Source organism: Tenacibaculum sediminilitoris (assembly GCF_964513795.1).
GTDB lineage: Bacteria > Bacteroidota > Bacteroidia > Flavobacteriales > Flavobacteriaceae > Polaribacter > Polaribacter sediminilitoris.
In genome coordinates, this window is record NZ_CAZEQR010000022.1 from 133435 (window position 1) to 158835 (window position 25401).

Sequence of the window (25401 nt, forward strand, 5' to 3'; positions counted from 1 at the left end):
TATACGGAGATGATATGTATAGAAAATAACCCCTAAAGGGTTGTAATAATAATTGTAGTTGTTGTGCCAACAAAAGAAGCCGTAATACTTACAGCTGGAAAAGAGATAATATGTCTTCTGTTGTTAAACATTGAGCCAAATGTATAAATTATGTTCTAAAAAACAAGAAAAGTTGTTCTTTTTTTAAGAAAACCTTTTTTGACAGTTTATAAAATACAACTATATTGCTAAAAAATAAGAAGAATAAAATTGCTAAGAACTTCTGTTTATTCTACCAAATAAGGAGTATAATGGTAAGTTTATTCTGTATATAAACTAGTTGTACACAAGCTTGAAAAGCAAGCCGCACATTTTAGCACATTTGGTTTTTGCCGACACAAAAGCCAAAACTTAAAAAACCAAAAGAGCTAAAATCTTTCCAACGCTTCTGAATACATTTCCGAAAATTATTATTAGATTTGACCTGAAATAGTCAAGTCTAAATTTGGTAAAATGACACTCGGACAAAAAATCAAAGAATTACGAGAATCTTCTGGAATGTTTCAAAGACAGCTTGCCGCTATTCTTGAAATTGGAGATGGATACTTAAGTAAAGTTGAGAACGACCAAAAAGCAATAAAACGTGAACATCTTAAAACTATTAGTGAAACTTTCAATTTCTCATTTGAGGAACTAGAGGCTCTATGGATTGCTACTAAAATTTATGACATTGTTAAAAATGAGAAAGAAGGTTTAAATGCCTTGAAAGCCGCAGAAGAACAGATTAAATACAAAACCATTAATAATGATTAATACAATTTCTGAACCATACAAAGTTGATGAACTTGTTCAATCATTTGAAGAACAATTAGAATTATTTTTTTCAAAGGATTTTGAAACTATATCTAAAAAGCCTGAAAAAAATGAAAATTTAGGGCAAGTATTCACCTCTCCTATTCTTGCTAAATTTATGATTAGTTTATTAAAGGAAGATATTAGTTCAGAATCTAAAATTCTTGACCCTTGCATTGGACCGAACACTTTTTTCAAGGCTCTACCTAAAGAAGTTTCAAATTGCTATCTAAAAGGAGTAGAAATTGATGAAAATTTGATTAATGAGGAAATTAAGAATTTTTATAATGAAGCCAAAAGAACTTTAATTCAAGGAAGTTTTTTTGATTTAGATTCTACAGAGAAGTTCGACTTAATAATTCAAAATCCTCCTTATGTCAGACAAGAGTTATTAGCAAATGGAGTGAATTCTAAATCAAATATAAAAAACGAACTATTATCAAGTTTTTCAACTGTTCCTTCTCAATCAAATTTGTATATCTATTTTTTACTTAAGAGTATTTTACATCTTAATGAAAATGGAATAATGGTAGCCGTCATTTATGACAGTTGGCTTTATAGTAGTTTTGGCACCTTTTTAAAAGAATCATTCTTGAAATTAGGGCATTTAGCAAGTATTTATCACTTTAGGAAAAGTGCCTTTGATAATGCAGAAGTTGGTGCAACAGTTATCAAGTTTGTTAAAACTAAAAATAGTCGAAAATCGACTGCATATTACTCTTTAAATGACTTAAACGATTTAAAAACATATAATGGATTAACGGATAAAGCACATAATCTCAAACCAAAGGAATTATTAAGCTATTCTTTTAATAATTCTAGTGTAGTCAATTTTAAATCAAAATTATTTAAAACACTTAACTCGATTGTTTCTAAACCTATTCAACGTGGTACTTCTGCAATTGTAAATAATCACTTCATTTTTTCTGAAAAAAAATTACCAGAACTTAAACCAATAGTTAAGAATGTTTCTAGAATTAAGACATATAATGTTAGTAAAGAAAATGCGTTTATCTTGGCTGTTAATGGTTCTATTTCTGATGGAACCAAAGAGTATCTAGATTCTGTAAAAACCAAAATTCTTAACACTCCATCCGATAAATATAAAGCGGTAAAACGGGATATTACAAAAAATAAAAATTGGTACACCATAAAAATAAAATCGTCTGGAAATTTTATTTTCAACTACTATTTAAGAAACAACATCGATTTTATTTACAACCCAAATAAACATCTTTCTTCTGATAATTTCTATTCTGTAAATATTGAACAATCAGAGTTTGCTTATCTAGCAATATTAAACTCGTCATTTACTAGATTAAATATTTTAAATAACTCCAGAAGTCAAGGTAACGGTTTAAGGAAAATACAACTTTATGAATTTAAAGAGATTAAAGTTATTGATATAAAAAATATCTCAACCGAATCCATTAATAGACTTGAAGGATTAGGTAAATCATTAATGAATTCGAATCGATATGACAACCAACAAAATGAAATAATAAAGCAAATTGATACTGTTTTATTAAATGAATATAATAATTATAATAACTCCTCTATTGGGATTGATGAATTAATAAATGAACTAAAAGGATACATCAAATAATATGATAAACCTATGGTATAACTCTGATGAAGTTACAGGCTTCCATCCAGTTGTTGAAACTGCAATAAATAACGCTATTACGAATTGTGGTTATGACTCACTTTTAGAATTAGAGCATCATCCTACTATCCCTAACAGTACTATTATTCCTGACTTTGCAATTAAATTAAAATCTTCTAACAGATATATTTTTGTAATTGAGGTAAAGAAAACTGCACGTGATGTAACTTCTCAAAGATTCCAAAATCAATCTAGGTCTTATGTCTCTGATTTTTCACCATATTGGGAACCTAATTATCCAAAATATTTTTGCTTAACAAATATTGAAGAGCTAATTCTATTTGCCGATAGACAAGGTCCAATATCAACTTGTATTTTAAAAGGAAACCCTAAATCACACACTCGTTTCAATCCTCAAACTCGTGATGCTACACAAACTAGCATTGAGTTTCAGGCAACTTTCGAGCAACTTTTACCGATTATTTATAATAGAACACAACCAGATTGGGATAATAATTGGCGACCAATTATTGATTCATTTTATCAAAATTTCCAAAGTGTTAGTAGCAGTTTAACTCATAACAAAGAGTTATCTGATGAACTGTCATTATATGAACTTTTTAGACTTCTAGCCTTTACTTATTTGAAAGATTATTATAATCAGACAAATAATCCCAATCAAAGTTATTTTAGAACTTTTCCACCTGCTAGTGATAACCTACAAAATTTCAAGAGCAAACTATCCAATAATTATAATAGAGTAATACAACTTGATTTTAATCAGGTGTTTTCCAATCATCCAAATTCAACAGACAGAATTTTTCCAGAAAATTTTAGTGCTTCTATTTTACAATATTTCAAGAATACAATTCAAGCCTTAAATAACTTTGGTTCACAAGCTGTTTCTGACAATCCTTTGCCCGAATACATATTCAACCTATTGACTTCGAAAGTTTATGACAAACAAACACTTCATAAGAAAGGTAAAATAATGTCAGACACAGAATTGTCCATTTTACTGGCAACTGTAACAATCGAAAATACAGATTCAATCGTCATTGACCCTTGTTCTGGAGATGGTGCTTTATTGGATGCAGCTTATGATTATTTAAATATTCTGAACCTTTCAAACAATGGTGTTGCGAAAAGTCATAATCAACTACTAAATCAAGTTTCAGGCATTGAATATGACCCTTTTTTAGCTCAATTAGCAACATTTAGATTGGTTTCCAAAAACCTTTCAGGTGTTGATAATAATACTAATGCAAATATTCAAACTGGTAATGCATTTACTAAACCAAATAGTTCTGGCTTTGATGTCCTGTTAATGAATCCTCCGTTTTTAAGAAACGATAACCCAGATGCACCAATTACAATTGCAGACAAAGCCTTAATGAATAATGCAATAACAAGCAACGGGCAATCAAACTTTGTTACTCTAGCTTCTCAACCAAATTTATATTTCTACTTTGTAAATTATACTTGGCACTATTTAAACCCTCAAGGAAGAGCTGGTTTAATATTAATGGCCAAGTTCTTAAACAACGAAGAAGGAGAGCATTTAAAACAATTTATTTTAGACAAAGTAGATGCAATTATTTTATATCCAAGAAATTATTTTGAAGATTTCAAAGTTACAACTGTAATAACTGTATTAAGTAAACAGCCTACCAACGAAATAAAGTTTTTAAGGATAATAAATCCAGATTTATTATCTCGACCAGATGATATAAAATCCATTATTTCTTCGAATACAACAACAACGATTAATTCTGATTATACTTTAAAAGTAACTGATAGAAACATTAGTCCTTCAGGTAATTGGAAAATGTACTTTAACGACCCTGAAGATAAATTTCAAGATTTAGATTCTCTAACATTTTTAGAACCTTTAGAAACCTTTTTCACAGTTAAAAAGCGTGGAGGTGCAGAAAATAGTGGAGGTTCTACGATTATTTTTCCTGATTTTAATGAGTCTCCATATTCTGGCATTGATAATTCTAATAAAGGCTTTGGCATAAAAAATAGTAGAAGTGCAAGAAAATTAATTTTAGACCAATCAAATCTAGAAGAGGAGCCTGCAATACATTTTCCAAGTAGATATGATGACAATTCAAGCAATGGATTAGATGTGATACATCAAACTGACACATCTCTCAATGCAGTTTTCAACACCAATAATGCTCCTAATCCTTCGAGATGGAAAAGAATAGTGAATGCAGCATTTAGAAATAAAGTTTCATTTGACATCTTAATTCCTAGAGCGGAAAGAACCAAACATTCTTGTTATTATAATCCTATCTCTACTCCAGTAGTACTAACAACTAATTTTTTCTATTTATCAGGTTTTCAAAATGGAAATGCCGACTCTACAATCTCTTTAGAAAATCAAATAAAATTTATAACCGCTTATTTAAATTCTTGCTTTGGTCAAATACAATTCGAAATACATTCAAATAACCAAGAAGGAATGAGAAAACTTGAAGGGTTCCATATAGACGAATTAAAAGTGCCTGACTTAAGACTCTTATCTAAAACAGAAATTGATACAGTAGTCACCGCATTTGAAAATTTAAGTGCTCAAAATATAACGGTTAGCGGAGATGAAGGATTATCAACTCAAAGAAGACAATTAGATGAGGAAATAGCGAAAATAATTTTCGCCAAAAACAATTTAGGATTTAGTTCAAGTATTCAATTAACGAATTTCTTCGAACTCTTTTTAGCAGATTTAGTGGAAGACAGAAGATTATGAAAAAAAACAAAATTAAAGTAGTAGGATTATTTTCTGGCTGTGGTGGTTTAGATTTAGGTTTTAAACAAGCAGGCTATGATATCATTTGGGCAAATGATATTTTAAAAGATGCTTGTGAAACCTATAAACTTAATATTGGTAATCATATTATCAACGAAGACATTACTAAAATTAACTTGGAAACAATTCCAAGTGCAGATGTAATAATTGGTGGTCCTCCTTGCCAAGGATTTTCGGGAATCGGTAAAAGAGACCCAAATGATGATAGGTCAGCATTAGTTTATTCTTATTTAGACGTAGTAAATAGAATTCAGCCTAAAATATTCTTATTTGAAAATGTAACAGGTATAAAATCTTCAAAAGCTTCTGATGGTTCTAAAGTAATTGACAATCTAAAAAAAGCATTTGAAGATATTGGCTATCATATAAATATTTACACTTTAAATGCAGCTGACTATGGTGTTCCACAAAAACGAAAAAGAGTTTTTATCATAGGAAATAAGTTAGGAACTGATATTACTGCACCAACTCAAACTCATTTTGACAATGTTCCTGATAAAAAACAATGGGTTTCGTCATTTGAAGCAATTTCCGATTTAGAATCTCCAACAGAAAATGGAAATATTAAATATAAGCACGAACCAATTTGTGACTATCAGTCATTAATGCGCAAGAATTCAAATGAAACAACATTACAAATTATACCATATTCAAGTCCAACAGACAAAGAAATAATTAAGCACGTAAAGCCTGGTGGAAACTATATGGACATTCCTGATGAAGTTTCTACTAAACGTATAATGTATTTTAAAAGCACTGGAGGAAGAACTACGACTTATGGTAGACTAGACCCTGAAAAACCAAATTACACTTTAAATACACATTTTAACAGACCAAATATTGGCTGTAATATTCACTATAATGAAGATAGAATGATTACAATAAGAGAAGGTTTAAGATTTCAATCTTTTCCTGATGATTTTCATTTGATATCTAAAACACAAAGAAATTACTATTTACAAGTCGGAAATGCGGTTCCTCCTTTATTATCAAAAGCTTGGGCTGAACATTTATTGCAATATCTGACTGAAAAGCCAAACGCTAAAGCCATACACATTGCCAAGTCGCTCAAAAGGCAGCCGCACAATCCAAAACTTGTAAAAGAGTATGTCTTTGCCAACGCTGAAAACCAATCTGAATGAAAAAAAGCCAGTGTACAACAATGTATAAAAATAATAGCGGTTTAATCACTAAAACGAAAGTAAGTAACTATAAAAAAGGTCAGAGTTTAACCGAAAAATTAGTGTGTGATAATCCGCTACTATTCTTATACTAGACTGTTGTATGTAAGCTATAAAACCAAATCGATTTGATAAAAAGAGCATTAATAATAATCTTGGTTCTAAACTCAATAATTCTGATTGGAGTTCCAGCTGGACACGGTTACTTAATAATGATATTGTTTGAATTTATTAGTATTCCAACTCTAATCAAAAACGGATTTGACTTTCAAAAAGAATATCCTTTTGAGAGCAGTTTGATTTTAACAGCTTTTGTTTCCTTAATTGGAAAACTTATTTCAATTGTACTATTGTTTTCAAAAAATATCTTGGACAAAAAGAACTGGATTTACATCGGACTGACTTTAATTCTGATTTCTTTCTTATTTGTTTGTTACGGGGCTTGGAATCATGACAATTTTCTTTTTGCGATAACACTTGGAAGCGGAATTCCATTTTTAATGTATTTCGGTAGAGTTTTATATTTAATTAATAGAGAAAATAAATAAATTGAAATTAGTGACTGAATGAAAAAAAGGCAGCGTACAACAATATATAACCGAAATTACGGCAGATTTAACTCTAAATTTCTAACGAAAACTCTAAATTGAAAAACATTAACACCTATTAAATTAAAAACATATGAACATAAAAATTTTAATTGTTGTATTGCTATTTTTTTTAAACTTAAAATCTCATTCACAAATTAATGAGACAAATACCGTTGTGGGTAAAACTTTCTTGATTCAATCGAAAGTACTCAATGATGAAAGAGAAGTTCAAGTTTTCTTACCCGATAGTTATACCGAATCTAAGAAAGAATATCCTGTCCTATACATTTTGGATGGACAACGATATTTCCTGCATGGTGTTAGTCTCCATAAATCGTTTGTTGAATTTCGTCAGACTTCCGAGTTTATTATTGTTGGTATTTCTAAAAAACAATCGGACAGAAATAGAAACTTTAGCTCCAATTCGAAAAAATATCTTGAGTTTCTTGAAAAGGAAATCATCAATTTTATTGATGAAAGATTTCGTACATCCAAAAAGCGTTTAATATTTGGATGGGCATATGGAGGAGGGTTTGTCATTCAAGCTATGACTACTAATCCTGACCTGTTTAAGGGGTACATTGCTGCAAGTCCATTTCCTTTGGATGAAAAAATAAACAAAGTAGATAGCCTATTCTCAAAAAGGCCGAACTTTCACAAATTTTTATATTTCACCTCTGGCTCCAAAGAAGGAGTAGTGAGGGAGGGAACTGACAAATTGAATAAACTTCTGCTAAATAAAGCTCCGAAAGCAATGAACTGGATTTATAGAGAATTAGAAGGAGAAGAACATAGGTCAACACCCTTTACTACACTTTATCATGGATTGCAGAAGTATTATCATTTTTATCCTGAACTACAATTTAGTAACCTTGAAGAATTTAAAAAAGCGGGTGGTTTGGATTATGTGTATGGCTATTATGAACAAAGAGCACAACAATTTGGGTTTCCCCGTGAATTAACCAAATGGACAATGTTTACACTAGTAAGGAATGCTATGCGAGCAAATGATTATAATCAGTTTGATACTTTTATGAATGAATTTGAAAAAACTAATTTTTTTGGTGAGCTAAGGGTAAATAGAGCCTGTTCAATTGCTGAATTCTATCTGAAAAATAATCAATACGATAAAGCAATAGACCTTTTTACATTTTTATCCGAGAAACATCCAAATACTGAAAGCCCTTTAAAAGGGCTAGGAGATACTTATAAAGAAATGAGTGATGAAAAAAAAGCTTCTTTATTCTATAGAAAAGTAAAAGAGTTATCTGATAAAAACTCCAACTAATAATTAACAAGTGCTGAACCATGTAACTACTCATACACAAACACGTTGCATTTAATAATCTCAGACTTTTGGAACTATCCTTGTTCATTACAAGTATCGATATTTGTAGACTAAGGTTAGTTGAATTTTTTTTACAAAGAATAGAAAATATTAAACCCTCTATAAAAGGAAGTGTAAAATTTAAAATTAAATAAAAAAAATCGAGGGTTACAACCCTCGATTTTTTAAGCTTTACATATTTAGTGAGATACTACCTTTTATAATAAGTTTATAAATTAATCTCTTCTACGTTTTCTTCCAAAACCAGCAGCAGGCTTACTATCAGTTTTTCTTGAAGAGCTACTCTCGCTACTACGTCTTCTTGCAAAACTTTTTTTACCATCAGTTGGTTTATCGCTTCTACGTTTTTTACCGTTGAATCCACCACCGCCACTTCTGCGTGGTTTTCTTCCACCATCACTGCGATCGTTTTTTGTTATTTCAATATTTACCGATCGACCATTAAAGTCTGCATCATTAGCAGCAAAAGCATCTAAGGTTTCATTTTCGAAGTTTTTGTCAATTTCAAAGAAAGAAAAAGTATCTAAAATATCAATAGCACCAATTTCAATCTTATCACCAATATTTTGATCATTAATTAGACCAATTAATTTAGCAGGATTTAAACGATCTTTTCTTCCTAGGTTTATGAAGAAACGTGTCATATTTTCACTAGAAGAACGACTTCTAGAACTATCTTTTGTTGATAAATTGTTTAAATCAGAAGCATTCTCGTAGTATGATAAGAAAGTATTAAATTCTAATGATACAAATTTTTGAATTAACTCTTCACGACTTAAGTCTTCTAATTTTTCATAGATGCCTGGTAAAAAACCTTCAATCTGATCTTTATTTACTTCAGTATTATGAACTTTATCAATTAAATGGAATAATTGGTTTTGACAAATTTCTTTACCAGAAGGAACAGGAGTATGAACAAATTGTTTTTTAATAATTCGTTCAATAGGGCGTAACCTACCTTGTTCTTTCTTACTAACTAAAGCAATAGATATTCCTTTATTACCAGCTCTACCAGTTCTACCACTTCGGTGATTGTAGTTTTCTATTTGATCGGGTAATTTATGGTTAATAACGTGTGTTAAGTTATTCACATCCAAACCACGAGCAGCCACATCAGTTGCTACTAAAATTTGAATACTCTTTTTACGGAATTTCTCCATAACCGAGTCACGTTGTACTTGAGATAAATCACCATGCAATGCATCAGCATTGTAACCATCTCTTATAAGATTATTGGCTACTTCTTGGGTTTCTCTACGTGTTCTACAAAATACAATTCCGTAGATATTTGGATTTAAATCAGCTACTCTTTTTAGAGCAGGATAACGTGTTCTTTCTGTTACTAAGTAATACTCATGACTAACGTTGTCTGAACCTTGGTTCTTTTGACCTGAAGTTATCTCAATAGGTGTCGTCATATAGTTTTTAGCAATAGCCTCAACTTCTCTTGGAAATGTTGCAGAGAATAACAATGTTTGCTTGCTATCTGGTGTTGCGTCTAATACTTGGTCTAATTCATCTTTAAAGCCCATGTTAAGCATTTCATCTGCTTCATCAAGAACTAACCATTGTACGTTTCCTAACTTTAAAGCCCTTCTTTTAATTAAGTCTACAGTTCTACCAGGAGTACCTACAACTATTTGAACTCCTTTTTTAAGTTTTCTAATTTGTTCATCAATATTAGCACCACCATATACGGTTGCTACTTTTAAGTTTGGTAAATATTTAGAAAAATCTTCAATGTTTTTTCCTATTTGAACTGCTAGTTCACGAGTAGGAGATAAAATTATTGCTTGTGTGTTTACGCTGGTTTGATCTATAAGCTCTATAATAGGCAAACTAAAAGCTGCAGTTTTACCTGTTCCTGTTTGTGCAAAAGCTTTTAAATCGTTTTTTGAAGAGATAATTTGCGGTATTGCTTTTTCTTGGATAACTGTAGGTTTTTCATAACCTAAATCAGTTAACGCCTTATTGATAGGTTCTTGTAAACCTAAATCTAAAAATGTTGACATACTGTGATTTTTTAGAACTCACAGATGCCCCTCCGCGAATTCTATATTAATATTAATTAAATCGTTACCTACGATTTTTTTGGACGGTGCAAAAGTACATTAAATAAAATGAATAGAAGCTAACTATTTGTTTTTTTGTAATTTGCTGATTTCTAAGTTGATATATTTTGCTGATAAACTGGTGTACCCGTTTTGTATAATTCCATTTTTATCAACTAAAATCATGCGAGGAAATTTACTAGAAGAAAAATTGCACACAGCACTTTGGCTGGGTATGGTATATTGATATTTAATATCTATATTTTTAGTAAACCTTTTAGAAGAGTCACATAAATTAACTAATATAAAGTTAATATCTGGATTTATCTTAACTAAGTAATTAAATCGAGAAGATACCCATTCATCTAAGGCATACTGGTAGTTTTTTAATAAGATAACTGTATTTTTATTTTTAGATATATTATGAATGTCTTTTAATTCACCATCAGCAGCAATCAGTTTAAACGAAGGTAGCTTTTCACCTTTGTTGAGTATCTTTAAATCGTTGATTAAGCGCTGAACAGTTTTTTTATGTTCATTATTAGTATTTAACTCAAAAAAAGTAAAAAATGTTTCGTTTTTCGTTTTACTATTGGGGTTCTCATAAAAATCACTAATTACCGCATTGTATAACATTTTGTTTTTAATCTCTTCTAGAGTTATGTTTTCATTGATAGCATGCAATAAATCTCTAGTGAATTCTTCTGATTTTAAACCATTATTTTTTTGATAAGTATCATTTTGTAATTTTTCAACGACAAATCTATAATATGGGTCATAAAACATTAACGAATCTTTGTTTGTTTTAGCACTTTCACGATACTTATAATACAAACTATTAATTTCTTGAGGGTTTTCTGCTTGTGAATTTTTTATAGCATACTCCTCCAAACCTGTATACAAAGGGAATTTAAGAGAAATACCCAAAATTTCTACAAAATCAGATACGTCATTACTTCGATTTAAATAGTTTTGAATAGTAGTGTTTTTAATAGATATCATTGAGTCTATCTTTTTCAAAAACTCTTCTTTTGGTAATGAATAGAATTTAGCAATACTCTTTATATCCTGCTCGTATTGTAAAAAAGACTCAATTAATAAGTTGTTTCTTTCAGCATTGATTCCGCTAAATACTAGTGATTCGTCAAAATCCCAAGTATTTAACCTCATTAATAAGCTATCAGCATGTTGAATATATGCATACTGAAACTCATTACCATGATAAAATATGTAGAGTCCTTCCTTAAAGTTTTTATATTTTCCTAAAAAGGTATTATCTTTTTCTAATTGAATAGTATCTTTAAAATCATAGTTATTAGAAAGTATAACGAAGTTAGATTTAGGGTTGATGATTTTACCCCCAAAATAGGTGGGTTTATCTTTATTAGATTCTAGACATCCAACAAACGTAATTAATATGAGAGGTATAAAATACTTAATCATGCTTTAAATTACCCTAAATATTAGTGTTCAAAAATAGATAACTCTTTGTTACTATGCTGTTAATTTGTTGTTAAAAGCGAATTAAAAAAAACCAAAAGTAAGCTGTTAAAAACTTTCTTGCAAATTCTTTTATAGCCTTTAGTTTTTATACTTTTGCACGGAATTAAAAAAAATATACATGTTATCAGTTTCTAATTTATCAGTTCAGTTTGGAAAACGTGTTTTGTTTGATGAAGTAAATACCAAGTTTACACAAGGAAATTGCTATGGGATTATCGGAGCTAATGGAGCTGGAAAATCTACATTTTTAAAGATTTTATCAGGAAAGCAAGATCCCACTTCAGGTCAAGTTCATTTAGAACCAGGAAAAAGAATGTCTGTATTAACACAAGATCACTATGCTTTTGATGAGTATACTGCTTTAGAAGCTGTGTTAATGGGAAACAAAGAACTACACAAAATAAAATCGGAAATAGATGCATTGTATGCTGATTACTCTGATGAAAATGCAGAAAAAATTGGAGAATTACAGGTTCGTTTTGAAGAAATGGATGGTTGGAATGCTGATGCTTCTGCGGCAAGTTTATTGTCTAACTTGGGTATTAAGGAAGAAGATCATTATACTTTATTAGCAGATTTAGATTCGAAGAAAAAAGTACGAGTATTATTGGCACAAGCGTTATTTGGTAATCCAGATGTGTTGATTATGGATGAGCCTACGAACGATTTAGATTTTGAAACGATTGCTTGGTTAGAAAATTTCTTAGCAAACTACGATAATACAGTAATTGTAGTATCTCACGACCGTCACTTTTTAGATGCTGTTTGTACACATATTTCAGATATAGATTTCGGAAAAATTAATAATTATTCAGGGAACTATACATTTTGGTATGAATCTTCTCAATTAGCAGCAAAACAAAGAGCACAACAAAATAAAAAAGCAGAAGATAAAAAGAAAGAATTAGAAGAGTTTATACGTCGTTTCTCTGCAAACGTTGCAAAATCAAAACAAGCAACATCTCGTAAGAAAATGATTGAGAAGTTAAATGTAGATGAAATTAAACCATCTTCTCGTCGTTATCCGGCAATTATTTTTGAAAGAGATAGAGAGGCAGGAGACCAAATTTTAAACATTGAAGGTCTTTCTAAAACAGATGCAGAAGGAGAGTTGTTATTCTCAAAAGTAGATGTCAATTTAAATAGAGGAGATAAAGTAGCTATTATTTCTAAAAACTCTAAAGCAACTACTGCTTTTTATCAGGTAATTTCTGGGAATGAAGAAGCTAATACAGGTAAATATGATTGGGGTGTAACAACAACACAATCTTATTTGCCTGCTGATAACTCATCTTTTTTCCAAAATGGAGAGTTAAACTTGGTAGATTGGTTACGTCAATATGCACAAACCGAAGAGGAGCGTGAAGAGGTGTTTTTAAGAGGTTTCTTAGGAAAAATGATTTTCTCTGGTGAGGAGGCTTTAAAGAAAAGTGATGTATTATCAGGAGGGGAGAAGGTTCGCTGTATGTTATCTCGTATGATGATGACTAGAGCCAATATTTTAATGTTAGATGAACCAACAAACCACTTAGATTTAGAGTCTATTCAAGCGTTAAACAATTCGTTAATTAATTTTAAAGGAACAGTGTTGTTTACTACGCATGACCATGAGTTTGCACAAACAGTTGCTAATAGAATTATAGAAATTACACCTAAAGGAATTATAGATAAATATTCAACATTTGACGATTATTTAGACGACCCAAAAGTAAAAGAATTAAGAGAAAAATTGTATTCTTAATTTTTTATAAAAATGTAAATAAAAAGGAGCTTATGAGCTCCTTTTTATTATTGTATTATAATTTATTTATTCTTCTTCGTTGCTACTCTCAGTAACTTCAAAAAAACTAAAAACATTACCGCCATAACGCTTTTCATAACTGTAAAAAGGGTGTTTGGATAAATCAGTATGTTTAGAGTGTTCAATTATTAAAAGACCATCTTCATTTAATAACTCTTTATCAAAAACAAGATCAGCAATTTTTAAAAATTGGTTTTCTTCAAAATCATAAGGCGGATCAGCAAATATAACATCTGTTTTAACAGGAGTTTTTTCTAAAAACTTAAAAACATCACTTTTATAACTATTAATATTCATATCTAAATCTTTTGCCATTTGATTGATGAATTTTATACAAGCATAATGAGCATCAACAGCATAAATAGTTTGTGTTCCGCGAGAAGCAAACTCGTAACTAATATTTCCTGTTCCGGCAAATAAATCTAAAAATGAGATATTTTCAAAATAATAGAAGTTGTTTAAAATATTAAACAAAGATTCTTTAGCCATATCGGTAGTAGGGCGTACAGGTAATTTTTTTGGAGCTGTAATCCTTTTACTTTTATATTTTCCAGAAATAATTCGCATTAGTTTATAAGTATAAAATTAGAGTGGTTTGAAAAATCTTCACTATCAGCAAAAAAACTATTTACAGGATTCATAAAATGAATATTTCTAACGTATGTGTAAGTAATAGAATATAAATCAGATTCCTTTTTAATATCACCAATAAAAGTTAACTGAAATATATTAGGATCCATTTGTAATTGTTCTGCTGTAAAAAGAATATAGTAAATAAAATCTTCTTTTGTGTTATAGGTAAATGTATTATAGAATAATAATTTTCCTTCTTTACAAACCATAACATCTAGATAGTTTGGTGAAACATGTACAAAAAATTGCTCTTCAAAATCTTTTTCGGAATAGGTAAGTAGTTTATCTATTAAAACTGTTGAATGGTGTTTGTATTCAAATTCTCCAAAGTTTTGAAAAAGATAATTATTAATATTCACATAAGGTATATAAACTGTATTTGCAGCTATAATACGGTGTAAATCATAGGTAATAAAATCCGTTTTTAATGTTTTAACAGTATATTTTAAATAAGGAACTAAATTGTTTCTGTCAAAAATTTTATTAGGAACCAGAGTAGCTAAACTATTCTGATGAATGGCAAAAACTTTTGTAAAATCTTGTTGTAAATCTTTATTGGTATCAAAAATACGAATGATTTTTTCTAATAAAAGCTCAGGAGATGCTATGGAAGGAAAAAAAGCATACTCACTAAAAATAAGAGGCTCTTTTGTTTCTGAGTTAGAGATACAAAAAGAAAATCCATCCAAACTAAATTGGATGGATAGATTTTTATATTGCGCAAAAGCGCTTGTTTTTTTAGTCTTCTTTTGCAACTGCTTCACCTTTATCATAGAATGGAGGCCAATTACCACCAGTTGTAACTTCAGTTAAAGAACCTACAGAAACAAATGGACCTTTAATTTGGTCGCTTTCAAGAGCTTCTAGTTCTTGCTTAATTAAAGAAGGATTCATTCCTTTTAAAATAGGAGTCTTAGAAACCTTAGCTTCAAATACAGGAACTTCTAATCCTGCTACCTTTTCAACTCTACTAATAGCTAACTCAAATTGTTTATCGGTACCAGGTACATCAAACATATTTTTATAGTCTTTACCTTCAAAGTATTTTAACACAGGCTCGTATCCAATAGTGTCAACTACTTTCTTTGAAACGGTAACAAAAATACCACCACCTCTGTCTACTTTCTCTTCAATATTATTCGTTTCAGTTAAGGCTAATTTACCATTTTGGATAAAATTTAGTAAAGAGTCTTTATTGCTAGTATAGGTTCCCTTAACCTCTTTATATTTTACTTCCGCGTCACGAATTAATTTCAAATTCTTAATAACTTTAGCATAACGCACTTTTTTGTCTTTGTTAAAATTAATAGGCTCCATAATCCCTTTATAAATTTTATATGCTAAAAAGACAGTAGCTCCTAATAATAATAATGAAACTAACCATCTCATTTTTAGGGGTACAAACTTAACAACAAGCACTGCTAAAAGAAATGCAACCACAACAGCTGCTAAAATCATTAATACTAAATTCATTTTTTTAATTTTTAATGTATGATATTCGCAAATCTACAATTTTTTTTCAACGAAGAAAATAATTATTTATAAATAGACTTATCTTTGAATATTATTTGAAATATGATACAAACTGCTTCAAAATTTTATACAGAAATATTACAAAAATTCCCTTATACACCTACACAAAAACAAAATGAATTATTAGATGTTTTAACGCACTTTATTTTTTCTAATGATAATAGAGCCTTGTTTTTATTAAAAGGATATGCAGGGACAGGAAAAACGACTATAATAAGTACAGTCGTTCATAATTTATGGAAGATAGGTCAAAAAGCAGTTCTGTTAGCTCCTACAGGTCGAGCAGCGAAAGTAATTTCAGGCTATTCAAATAGACAAGCTTTTACTATTCATAAAAAAATATATTTTCCTAAAAAACAAAGTAGCGGAGCTGTAAATTTTGTGATGCAGCCAAATAAACATACCGATACACTTTTTATAGTAGATGAAGCTTCAATGATTTCAGATGAAAAACAAAACGCAAAATTGTTTGAAAATGGTTCATTACTTGACGATTTAATCTCGTATGTATACTCAGGAAAAAATTGCAAAATTATTTTTATAGGAGATACTGCGCAATTACCACCTGTTAAGTTAACTATGAGTCCAGCTTTAGAAGCAGATAAACTTTCTTTTGAATTTAATAAAGAAGTAACCGAAATTGAGTTAGATGAAGTAGTTCGACAAGAAGAAGGTTCAGGGATTTTAGTAAACGCAACCGATTTGCGTTTATTAATTCAGAATGACTCGACACATTTTCAGTTTGATTTGAATTATCCTGATATTGTTCGTTTGCAAGATGGGTATGATATTCAAGATGCTATAACCGCCGCTTATGATGGTGAAATAGGTGTAGAAGATACCGCAATAATTGTGCGTTCAAACAAGCGAGCTAATCAATACAATCAACAAATACGTACGAAGATTCGTGGACAAGAAAACGAAATTTCTACAGGTGATTATGTGATGGTAGTAAAGAACAATTATTACTGGTTAAAAGACTCTTCTTCGGCAGGTTTTATAGCTAATGGCGATATTTGTGAAGTAATGCGTATCAATTCTATAAAAGAGTTATATGGATTTAAGTTTGCCGAAGTAGAAGTTCGTATGATTGATTACCCTGATATGAAACCTTTTGAAACAGTTTTACTCCTAGATACACTTACTAGTGAGAGTCCTTCTTTAACTTATGAAGAATCTAACCGACTATATGAAGCTGTAAAAGAAGATTTTGCACACGAAAAATCGAAGTATAAACAGTTTATGGGAGTAAAGAAAAATAAATACTTCAATGCACTTCAAGTAAAATTCTCGTATGCAATGACTTGTCATAAATCACAAGGAGGACAATGGAAAACGGTTTTTATAGAACAACCTTACCTGCCAGATGGAGCTTCTGTAGAATACTTACGTTGGTTATATACCGCTGTTACTCGTGCTCAAGAAAAATTATATTTAATAGGTTTTAAAGATGAATACTTTTTAGATTAAAAAGTAATCTTGGTTCTTTTTTACCGAAGATAAGGTGTTTTAATTCTTTATACTGTGAATTATAAATGTTAGCATTTTGTTAATGTACTTTATATTTTAGTTAAAAAAGTTACATTTGTGTATTACTCAAATTATTAAAAATGCACAAAAAAGTACTTTTATTTTTATCTTTTTTATTGATTTCATTAACAATAAATGCACAAAAACCACCAAAACTTACTTCAAACCAAATCTATGAGAAAGTCCAAAAATTAAACTTTTTAGGTTCTGCATTATATATCGCAGCACATCCAGATGATGAGAACACACGATTAATAGCGTATCTTTCTAATCATGAAAAAGCAAGAACAGCCTACTTGTCGTTAACAAGAGGTGATGGAGGTCAAAACTTAATAGGACCTGAAATGCGAGAGTTATTAGGAGTTATTCGAACACAAGAGTTACTAGCAGCAAGAGGAGTTGATGGTGGAGAGCAACGCTTTTCTAGAGCCAATGATTTTGGGTATTCAAAACATCCAGATGAAACGTTACAAATTTGGGATAAAGACAAAGTACTGGCTGATGTAGTTTGGGCAATTCGTACTTTTAAACCAGATGTGATTATCAATCGTTTTAATCATAGAACTCCAGGAACAACCCATGGTCACCATACCTCATCGGCAATGTTAAGTGTGGAGGCCTTTGATTTAGCGAATGATAAATTAAAATACCCAGAACAGCTACAATATACAAAAACATGGAAACCAAACAGATTGTTTTTTAACACATCATGGTGGTTTTATGGTAGTCAAGAAAAATTTGAGAAAGCTGATAAAAGTAAAATGTTAAACTTTGATATTGGAACTTATTATCCTTTAAAGGGCTTATCAAATAATGAATTAGCATCTATTGCAAGTAGTCAGCATTTATGCCAAGGTTTTGGTCGATTAACTACTAGAGGAACACAAACAGAATATGTAGAGTTCTTAAAGGGAGAATTTCCAAAGGATAGAAAGGGTATTTTTTCAGGAATCAATACTACTTGGAACAGAATAGAAGGAGGAGGAGAGATAGGAGGTATTTTATATGAAGTAGAACAAAAATTTGATTTTGTAAATCCGTCAAAACATCTTCCAGCACTATTAGAAGCATATCAAAAAGTACAAAAGCTAAAAGATGAACACTGGAAGAAGATTAAAACTAAAGAGTTAAAAGAAATTATCGAAGCTTGCGTTGGTTTATACCTAGAAGCTTCCGCAGAAAGTTCTAGTGCAACCCCAAAAAGCAAAATTAAAATTGATTTTGAGGTGTTAAACAGAAGTGGAGTTTCAATGGAGTTATCTTCGATAAAAATTCTTCCAGAGAATAAAAAAATAGTAAAAAATTTAGATTTAGCTAATAATGAGAAAAAAACGTTCTCAGAAATTATTTCGATACCTGAAGTCACATATTCGTCACCTTACTGGTTACAAAAACCTTGGAGTTTGGGAATGTACACGGTAGAAAATCAACAATTAAGAGGGAAACCAGAAACTCCAAGACCAATTAAAGTACAATTTAATTTAATGATTGAAAATCAGTTAATTTCTTTTGTAAAGCCAGTAGTACATCGTTATTCGAAAAGAGATAAAGGAGAAATTTACGAGCCTTTTGAAGTATTGCCTAAAGTAACAACAAAACTATTGAATAAAGTGCTAATTTTTTCTTCAGAAAACTCTCAAAAAGTAACTGTAGAGGTTCGCTCAGGAGCAAAAAACACAAACGGAACAGTTGCTTTAATGGCACCAAAAGGTTGGAAAGTTGTGCCAACTGAAGCAAAATTTTCTATAACACAAAAAGGAGATATTCAATTGGTTGATTTTACGGTTACTCCAACACAAAATGAATCAGAGGGCTTGCTAAAAGTTATAGCAAAAGTTGACGGCAAAAATTATGATAAAGAATTGATAGAAATCAATTATAATCATATTCCTAAGCAATCAGTATTATTAACATCACAAGCAAAAATAGTACGTTTAAATATAAAAAAGAACGGTACCAAAATAGGGTATATACAAGGTTCGGGAGATGCTATTCCTGAGAGTTTACAACAAATTGGTTACGAAGTAACAGAATTAAATGTAAATGAAATTAATGGTAATTTAGAACAGTTTGATGCGGTTGTAATTGGTATTAGAGCCTACAATACCAAAAAAGAATTACAGTTTAAGCAAAAGTATTTGTTAGATTATGTAAAAAATGGAGGAAATTTAATAGTACAGTATAATACCAATAGAAGGGTAGATGTTCAGGCTCCATTTGAGTTACAATTATCTCGTGATAGGGTAACTGATGAAAACGCCAAAGTAACATTGTTAGCAAATAATCATTCTATACTTAGCTATCCAAATAAAATAACCGAAGCTGATTTTGAAGGATGGGTACAAGAGCGTGGATTATATTTTCCAAACAAGTGGAGTGTAGAATACACCCCTGTTTTGTCAATGCATGACAAAGGAGAGTCTGAAAAAAAAGGAAGTTTGTTAGTAGCTAAATATGGAAAAGGGAACTATATTTATACAGGATTAAGTTTCTTTAGAGAATTACCAGCAGGTGTTTCAGGAGCTTATAAGCTTTTTGCTAATTTATTATCAGTAAAAGAAAATGAGGATAACTAAAGCGTAATTAACAACAAAAAATAACAAAGCAGCTTTTAAAAGCTGCTTTTTATATAAGTTATGTCCCGTCCTGAAATAAGTTGACACAAAATCAGCTTATTTATGAATGACTCAGAGGTAGAAATTATTTTTTAACAATTTTTTCAGTAAATGATTTTTGACCGTCATTTACTTCAAGAATATAAATTCCGTTATGTAGGTTTGAAATGTCTATGTTATTGTGTGTAACTTTTCCGTTTAAAACTTTTTGACCAGCTAAACTTGTAATTTTAAAAGTAGCATTTCTGTCATCTGCCAATTGAATTTTTATTGTTTCAGCGGTTGGGTTTGGAGAAACACTAGCATTAAATACAGAAGCTTCATTTTGTAGTTTTCCATCAACGGTTGCATTATTGCTATCTAATCCTTTAGCACTAGAACCTATGTTGACAGTATAATCCTCAACTTCACCATAAGAAAATGCTTCACAAGCAGATGGGGCAGCGTTCCATTTCATAGAAACACGCATTCTTGTAGTACCCGCTAAAGCAGAGGTTGGTACAGAAAGGCTATATGATAAATTTCCTGAGCTAGATGAAGAACCGCTAACAACTTCCTCGCTACTTTCAAAAGTTCCATTTTTGTTAAAATCAATCCAAACTTTCCAATATTCAGTATAAGAAGAACTAGAAAACCCAGCACTTACAACAATAGTATTGTTTCCGTAAGGTAAGTTTCCTGTTAAAGAAGTAAAGTCTGCATATCCGCCATTTACACCAGTAGTATTTGAAATCCCGCCAATAACAACGTTATCTATCCACTCATAATTTGCATTACTTCCTTTAGTGCTACAGTAAGAAGCGGAGTTTGTTAAAGTTGTTACATTTACAGTGTTGCTTGCTGAAGAAATATTATTAGCAGCATCTTTAGCTTTTACAGAAAAGGAATAATTGGTAGAAGCTGTTAATCCACTTACAGAATAATTTGTGGTAGTTACTGTAGTTATTTTAGTACTACCTTGATAAATTTCATAGCCAGTAACGCCAATATTATCCGTTGAGGCTGTCCATGTTAAATTGACAAAAGTTTGGGTGATATTTGAAGAGTTAAGATTTGTCGGAGTTGACGGAGCAGTTGTATCTGGAGTAGAATTACCACCATCAATGTTGTGGTTTCCCAGACCGCTAAATGTATCTTTAGCTAAGATATCCCATTCAGAGGTTATATAATTACTGTTAGGTGAGTTAATAGAAGATTTTCTTTGCAACGTTTTATCTTGCGCAAAAGTAGAAGAACTGTTAGGGTTTCCTATCAAATCGATAAGTGTACTTCCTTTAAATAAACCAATAGCATCGTTACCGTTAAAAGATATTACAGCAGTATCTGTTTTATCAGCTTTGTTTAAAATGGTACTTGAAGCACTACTGTTAGCAATTATATATACATTTCCGTTGGTTAACTGACCGTTTAGAGTAAGTGTATTTGTCCATCCACCGCCATTGGCAGCTTTCTTTAAAGAGTAACCAGATAAGTTTATAGAAGCTCCTGTAAAATTAGCTATTTCTATTGCTTTATTGTTAGAAGAACCTTCTACGTACTCAGAAATAAATAAATCTGTAGCAGTTCCATTTCCACTACCAGAGCTTGCTTGAGTTGTTATTGAAACCGAATTGCTAACAGCAGATTCATTACCAACAACATCTTTAGCTTTTATAGAAAAAGTATAGTTTGTAGCAGCCATTAAACCTGTAATATTGTATGAAGTACTTGTTGCTGTAGCAACTTTAGTAGCACCTTTATATACATCGTAACCAGTAACACTAACATTGTCTGTTGAAGCACTCCATGTTAAATCAACAGAAGTTTGTGTAATGTTAGAAGCTGCTAAGTTAGTTGGAGCTGTAGGAGCTTGGGTATCAGAACTTCCTCCGGCAAATAAATCTTCAGCTTGTGGACCTCCCCAAATTTGAGTAGCAAAAGCAGGATTATCAATAAATGGATTACGATTTCCTTGAAGATTTTCAAGAATAGGGTTGCGTTGTTTTTCAAAATCAGAAACAGGATCGTCTACATTCCACTGAATGAATAAGGTTAACATGTTAGCGTCTGAAGCTATGGTAGAACCTGTACCTACGCCAGTTGGTAAACATTGATTGCCGTAACGTAAATACATATACATCATCATACGAGCAACGTCTCCTTTCCATTCATCACCAGGGTACCACCCACCAGCAACATTACCAGCATTACCAGAACCGTTTGCGAACTTTTTACTACCTCTTTGAGAGTTAAAAGAAATATCAGCAGCTCTTAAGTGATGAGCATCAGCACCTGGACCAGAAGTACCTAAGTTTGGATTTCCTAACGATTTAGGATATACGTGTTCTCTGTTCCACTGTGTACCAGCAGTACCACCATTAGCGTCTTTGTCTCGAGTTCTGTCTGTTACATAATTACCATCAGTATCACTATAACCATAGATTAAGAATACCTTACTAGAATTGTTAGGGTCTAAATCTGTTTGTTTTAAAGCATTCCAAAGATCAGGTGTGTATGATAAGTTGGTGGTGTGTGTGTTGATAATCTTAGTAGCCAATTCATTTTTTAATGCTGTATCAGATAAATTTAAGTTTACGTCATTATAATACGAAGGCACTTGTGTAAAAACTGATAGAGAGGCTATCAATAAAATTAAGAGTAGTTTATGTTTCATGAAATATTTTTTGAATATGTTAAAACTTTGTTAATTCACTACAAATCAATAAAAAATAAAATTTTCAAATATTACCAAAAGGTTAATAATCAATTGTATATTTTTTGTAGGTAACTAGTTTATAGTTTTTCCTTTATTTTACGTAAATTTGCAGGCTAAATTTAGAGATTGATTATGAAGATATCATACAATTGGTTACGACAATTTTTACAAACAGACTGGGAAGCTGAAAAAACAGGTGAATTATTGACAGATTTAGGTCTTGAAGTAGAAGGTATAGAAACTGTTGAAAGCATTAAAGGTAGTTTAAAAGGAGTTGTTGTTGGAGAAGTAAAAACTTGTGTAAAACACCCAAATGCTGATAAGTTAAAAATTACAACTGTTGATTTAGGAGATGGGAATCCGGTACAAATTGTTTGTGGAGCACCTAATGTAGAAGCAGGACAAAAAGTACCTGTAGCAACTGTTGGTACCATGTTGTATGATGAGAAAGGTGAAGGGTTTAAAATTAAAAAAGGAAAAATTAGAGGAGAAGAAAGCCACGGAATGATTTGTGCCGAAGACGAATTAGGTTTAGGTAAAGGTCACGATGGAATTATGGTGTTAGATGAAAGTTTAGCTTCTGGTACTCCTTGTTCAGAAGTTTTCAATATAGAAACAGACTACGTATTTGAAATCGGTTTAACTCCAAACCGTGCCGATGCTATGAGTCATTTTGGTGTGGCTCGTGATTTAAGAGCAGGATTAACTCAACAAGGAACTAATATAGAATTGATTTCTCCATCGGTATCAAATTTTCATGTAGACGAGCGTACACATAAAATCGATATTGAAGTTGAAAATAAAGATTTAGTACCTCGTTATTGTGGTATAACTATTACTGATATTGAAGTAAAAGAATCTCCTGAGTGGATTCAAAATAAATTAAAAGCGATTGGATTAACTCCTAAAAATAATATTGTAGACATTACAAACTATGTATTATATGAATTAGGACAACCATTACACGCTTTTGATGCTTCTAAAATTAGAGGAAGTAAAGTAGTTGTGAAAACCTTAGAAGAAGGAACAAAATTCACTACGTTAGATGATGTAGAAAGAGAATTATCTTCTGAAGATATCATGATTTGTGATGCTGATAATAAACCGTTATGTATTGGTGGTGTTTTTGGAGGAGCAAATTCAGGAGTTACTGAAAGCACGCATACTATTTTCTTAGAAAGTGCATATTTTAATCCTGTGTCTATTCGTAAAACAGCAAAACGTCATGCGTTAAATACCGATGCATCTTTCCGTTTTGAAAGAGGAATCGACATTAATTTAACCAAATATGCTTTAAAGCGTGCGGCGTTGTTGATTGAAGAGTATGCAAATGGAAAAATGTCTTCAGATATTTTAGATTTTTATCCTGTTAAGGTTGAAGATTTTGAAGTATTCTTATCATTCGAAAATGCTTACAAATTAATAGGACAAGAAATTCCTAAAGAAACCATTAAAAAGATTTTAGCTTCATTAGATATTAGAATTAATAGTTTTACTGAAGCTGGTTTAGGTTTAGTAGTGCCTTCTTATAGAGTAGATGTACAACGTGAGGCTGATATTATAGAAGAGATTTTACGTGTTTACGGATATAACAATATAGAGTTCTCTCATAAGCTAAACACTTCTATTTCTTTTGATAATGATAAAGAAGTTAAAGTTGAAAATATTGTAGCTGATCAATTATCATCACTAGGTTTTAACGAAACCATGGCAAACTCATTAACAAAGGCAGATTATATTGACTTGTCTGAGAGTTTGAATCCAGAGTATAATGTAGAGATGTTAAATCCGCTGAGTAACGATTTAAAAGTAATGCGTCAATCATTACTATTTAGTGGGTTAGAATCTGTAGCCTATAACATCAACAGAAAACAAAATTCGCTAAAGTTTTATGAGTTTGGTAAAACATATCATAAATACGAAAGCGGGTACCAAGAAGATAAACATTTAACGCTGTTTGTTACAGGAAACAGAACACCAGACAACTGGAGAGTTGCAACTCAAGCGTCAGATTTCTTTTATTTAAAAGGAATTGTAACAACATTGTTAAGTCGTTTAGGAATTGATAACTTAAAAACTACTCCAACTAAATCAGATGTATTCTCTGAAGGAATTACCTTAAGTTTAGGAAAAACAAAGTTGGTAGAATTAGGTGTTGTAAAGAGAGCTGTTTTAAAAGAATTTTCTATTAAGCAAGAAGTATTATTTGCTGACTTAAATTGGCAAAACATTTTAGATTTAGTAGGGAAGAAGAAAATTAAGGTAACTGACTTACCTAAGTTCCCAGCAGTAAAACGTGATTTAGCATTATTATTAGACAATAAAGTAGAGTTTAAAGAAATTTACAACTTAGCATTTCAATCAGAAAGAAAGCTTTTGAAGGAAGTAGATTTATTTGATGTATATAAAGGAGATAAATTACCAGAAGGGAAAAAGTCGTATGCGGTGAGTTTTGTATTGCAAGATGAAAACAAAACTTTAGAAGACAAACAAATAGATAAAATAATGCAGAAACTACAGCAAACATTCGAAAAGAATTTAGAAGCTGTATTAAGATAATTCAGAAGCTCCATTTTTGGAGCTTTTTTTATATTTTTAAATAAAAAACATAAGTGTGTCACCTCAAGCATATTCGAGAGGTTATAATTAAAACAAACCAAAATAAACTG

16 protein-coding genes are annotated in these 25401 nt (G+C 30.9%); 10 read left to right on the plus strand and 6 right to left on the minus strand.

The features are described 5' to 3' along the window. The first annotated feature begins 492 nt into the window (after positions 1-492). From ACKTSW_RS07650 to ACKTSW_RS07675, 6 genes are all read left to right on the plus strand, one after another. On the plus strand, positions 493-792 hold the full coding sequence (locus ACKTSW_RS07650; protein ID WP_408024685.1) for a helix-turn-helix domain-containing protein: 300 nt from the start codon (positions 493-495) through the stop codon (positions 790-792). Continuing rightward, positions 785-2437 carry an Eco57I restriction-modification methylase domain-containing protein gene (locus ACKTSW_RS07655; protein ID WP_408024686.1) on the plus strand — a complete coding sequence of 551 codons (1653 nt, stop codon included), beginning with the start codon at positions 785-787 and terminating at the stop codon, positions 2435-2437. The genes ACKTSW_RS07650 and ACKTSW_RS07655 overlap by 8 nt, the downstream gene beginning before the upstream one ends. A 1-nt stretch (position 2438) precedes the next feature. Then, positions 2439-5192, plus strand: a complete 2754-nt coding sequence (locus ACKTSW_RS07660) for a BpuSI family type II restriction endonuclease (RefSeq protein ID WP_408024687.1) — start codon at positions 2439-2441, stop codon at positions 5190-5192. Further along, positions 5189-6394 (plus strand): DNA cytosine methyltransferase, encoded by a 1206-nt coding sequence (locus ACKTSW_RS07665; protein WP_408024688.1) that lies wholly within the window; start codon positions 5189-5191, stop codon positions 6392-6394. The genes ACKTSW_RS07660 and ACKTSW_RS07665 overlap by 4 nt, the downstream gene beginning before the upstream one ends. Before the next feature lie 167 nt (positions 6395-6561). Continuing rightward, positions 6562-6981 (plus strand): hypothetical protein, encoded by a 420-nt coding sequence (locus ACKTSW_RS07670; RefSeq protein ID WP_408024689.1) that lies wholly within the window; start codon positions 6562-6564, stop codon positions 6979-6981. A gap of 133 nt (positions 6982-7114) precedes the next feature. Then, complete coding sequence (locus ACKTSW_RS07675; protein ID WP_408024690.1) at positions 7115-8311, plus strand: alpha/beta hydrolase-fold protein; 1197 nt, start codon at positions 7115-7117, stop codon at positions 8309-8311. Between the two features lie 275 nt (positions 8312-8586). Here ACKTSW_RS07675 and ACKTSW_RS07680 read toward each other — a convergent pair whose 3' ends face one another. Beyond that, positions 8587-10383, minus strand: a complete 1797-nt coding sequence (locus tag ACKTSW_RS07680; RefSeq protein ID WP_408024691.1) for a DEAD/DEAH box helicase — start codon at positions 10381-10383, stop codon at positions 8587-8589. Positions 10384-10506: 123 nt separating this feature from the next. Beyond that, positions 10507-11865 carry a hypothetical protein gene (locus ACKTSW_RS07685; RefSeq protein WP_408024692.1) on the minus strand — a complete coding sequence of 453 codons (1359 nt, stop codon included), beginning with the start codon at positions 11863-11865 and terminating at the stop codon, positions 10507-10509. A gap of 178 nt (positions 11866-12043) precedes the next feature. Between ACKTSW_RS07685 and ACKTSW_RS07690 the strand changes: the two genes are divergently transcribed. Further along, positions 12044-13666 carry an ABC-F family ATP-binding cassette domain-containing protein gene (locus ACKTSW_RS07690; protein ID WP_408024693.1) on the plus strand — a complete coding sequence of 541 codons (1623 nt, stop codon included), beginning with the start codon at positions 12044-12046 and terminating at the stop codon, positions 13664-13666. Positions 13667-13732: 66 nt separating this feature from the next. On the opposite strand, the gene ACKTSW_RS07695 is transcribed toward ACKTSW_RS07690, so the two are convergent. Genes ACKTSW_RS07695 through ACKTSW_RS07705 form a run of 3 tightly spaced genes read right to left on the minus strand, consistent with a single transcriptional unit; the run spans position 13733 to position 15832 of the window. Then, the gene (locus ACKTSW_RS07695) at positions 13733-14293 is read right to left on the minus strand and encodes an RsmD family RNA methyltransferase (protein ID WP_408024694.1); all 561 of its coding nucleotides are present in this window, start codon (positions 14291-14293) and stop codon (positions 13733-13735) included. Continuing rightward, positions 14293-15123 carry a DUF3822 family protein gene (locus ACKTSW_RS07700; RefSeq protein ID WP_408024695.1) on the minus strand — a complete coding sequence of 277 codons (831 nt, stop codon included), beginning with the start codon at positions 15121-15123 and terminating at the stop codon, positions 14293-14295. Before ACKTSW_RS07700 ends, ACKTSW_RS07695 begins: the two co-directional genes overlap by 1 nt. After that, positions 15098-15832, minus strand: a complete 735-nt coding sequence (locus ACKTSW_RS07705; RefSeq protein ID WP_408024696.1) for a hypothetical protein — start codon at positions 15830-15832, stop codon at positions 15098-15100. The genes ACKTSW_RS07700 and ACKTSW_RS07705 overlap by 26 nt, the downstream gene beginning before the upstream one ends. A 102-nt stretch (positions 15833-15934) precedes the next feature. Here ACKTSW_RS07705 and ACKTSW_RS07710 point away from each other — a divergent pair, with 102 nt between their 5' ends. Together ACKTSW_RS07710 and ACKTSW_RS07715 are read left to right on the plus strand one after the other, a co-directional pair. Beyond that, complete coding sequence (locus ACKTSW_RS07710; RefSeq protein ID WP_408024697.1) at positions 15935-17362, plus strand: ATP-dependent DNA helicase; 1428 nt, start codon at positions 15935-15937, stop codon at positions 17360-17362. Positions 17363-17502: 140 nt separating this feature from the next. Next, the gene (locus ACKTSW_RS07715) at positions 17503-19998 is read left to right on the plus strand and encodes a PIG-L family deacetylase (RefSeq protein ID WP_408024698.1); all 2496 of its coding nucleotides are present in this window, start codon (positions 17503-17505) and stop codon (positions 19996-19998) included. Positions 19999-20122: 124 nt separating this feature from the next. On the opposite strand, the gene ACKTSW_RS07720 is transcribed toward ACKTSW_RS07715, so the two are convergent. Beyond that, on the minus strand, positions 20123-22690 hold the full coding sequence (locus ACKTSW_RS07720; protein ID WP_408024699.1) for an endonuclease: 2568 nt from the start codon (positions 22688-22690) through the stop codon (positions 20123-20125). Positions 22691-22864: 174 nt separating this feature from the next. Between ACKTSW_RS07720 and pheT the strand changes: the two genes are divergently transcribed. After that, positions 22865-25291 carry a phenylalanine--tRNA ligase subunit beta gene (gene pheT, locus ACKTSW_RS07725; protein WP_408024700.1) on the plus strand — a complete coding sequence of 809 codons (2427 nt, stop codon included), beginning with the start codon at positions 22865-22867 and terminating at the stop codon, positions 25289-25291. Positions 25292-25401: the final 110 nt, after the last annotated feature.

Excerpts from the sequence above, each read along its gene's own strand:
- ACKTSW_RS07650 (WP_408024685.1), top strand. The coding sequence starts at position 493 with ATGACACTCGGACAAAAAATCAAAGAATTACGAGAATCTTCTGGAATG.
- ACKTSW_RS07675 (WP_408024690.1), top strand. The coding sequence starts at position 7,115 with ATGAACATAAAAATTTTAATTGTTGTATTGCTATTTTTTTTAAACTTA.
- pheT (WP_408024700.1), top strand. The coding sequence starts at position 22,865 with ATGAAGATATCATACAATTGGTTACGACAATTTTTACAAACAGACTGG.
- ACKTSW_RS07720 (WP_408024699.1), bottom strand. The coding sequence starts at position 22,690 with ATGAAACATAAACTACTCTTAATTTTATTGATAGCCTCTCTATCAGTT.
- ACKTSW_RS07660 (WP_408024687.1), top strand. The coding sequence starts at position 2,439 with ATGATAAACCTATGGTATAACTCTGATGAAGTTACAGGCTTCCATCCA.
- ACKTSW_RS07695 (WP_408024694.1), bottom strand. The coding sequence starts at position 14,293 with ATGCGAATTATTTCTGGAAAATATAAAAGTAAAAGGATTACAGCTCCA.
- ACKTSW_RS07655 (WP_408024686.1), top strand. The coding sequence starts at position 785 with ATGATTAATACAATTTCTGAACCATACAAAGTTGATGAACTTGTTCAA.
- ACKTSW_RS07690 (WP_408024693.1), top strand. The coding sequence starts at position 12,044 with ATGTTATCAGTTTCTAATTTATCAGTTCAGTTTGGAAAACGTGTTTTG.
- ACKTSW_RS07665 (WP_408024688.1), top strand. The coding sequence starts at position 5,189 with ATGAAAAAAAACAAAATTAAAGTAGTAGGATTATTTTCTGGCTGTGGT.
- ACKTSW_RS07710 (WP_408024697.1), top strand. The coding sequence starts at position 15,935 with ATGATACAAACTGCTTCAAAATTTTATACAGAAATATTACAAAAATTC.
- ACKTSW_RS07685 (WP_408024692.1), bottom strand. The coding sequence starts at position 11,865 with ATGATTAAGTATTTTATACCTCTCATATTAATTACGTTTGTTGGATGT.
- ACKTSW_RS07705 (WP_408024696.1), bottom strand. The coding sequence starts at position 15,832 with ATGAATTTAGTATTAATGATTTTAGCAGCTGTTGTGGTTGCATTTCTT.
- ACKTSW_RS07680 (WP_408024691.1), bottom strand. The coding sequence starts at position 10,383 with ATGTCAACATTTTTAGATTTAGGTTTACAAGAACCTATCAATAAGGCG.
- ACKTSW_RS07715 (WP_408024698.1), top strand. The coding sequence starts at position 17,503 with ATGCACAAAAAAGTACTTTTATTTTTATCTTTTTTATTGATTTCATTA.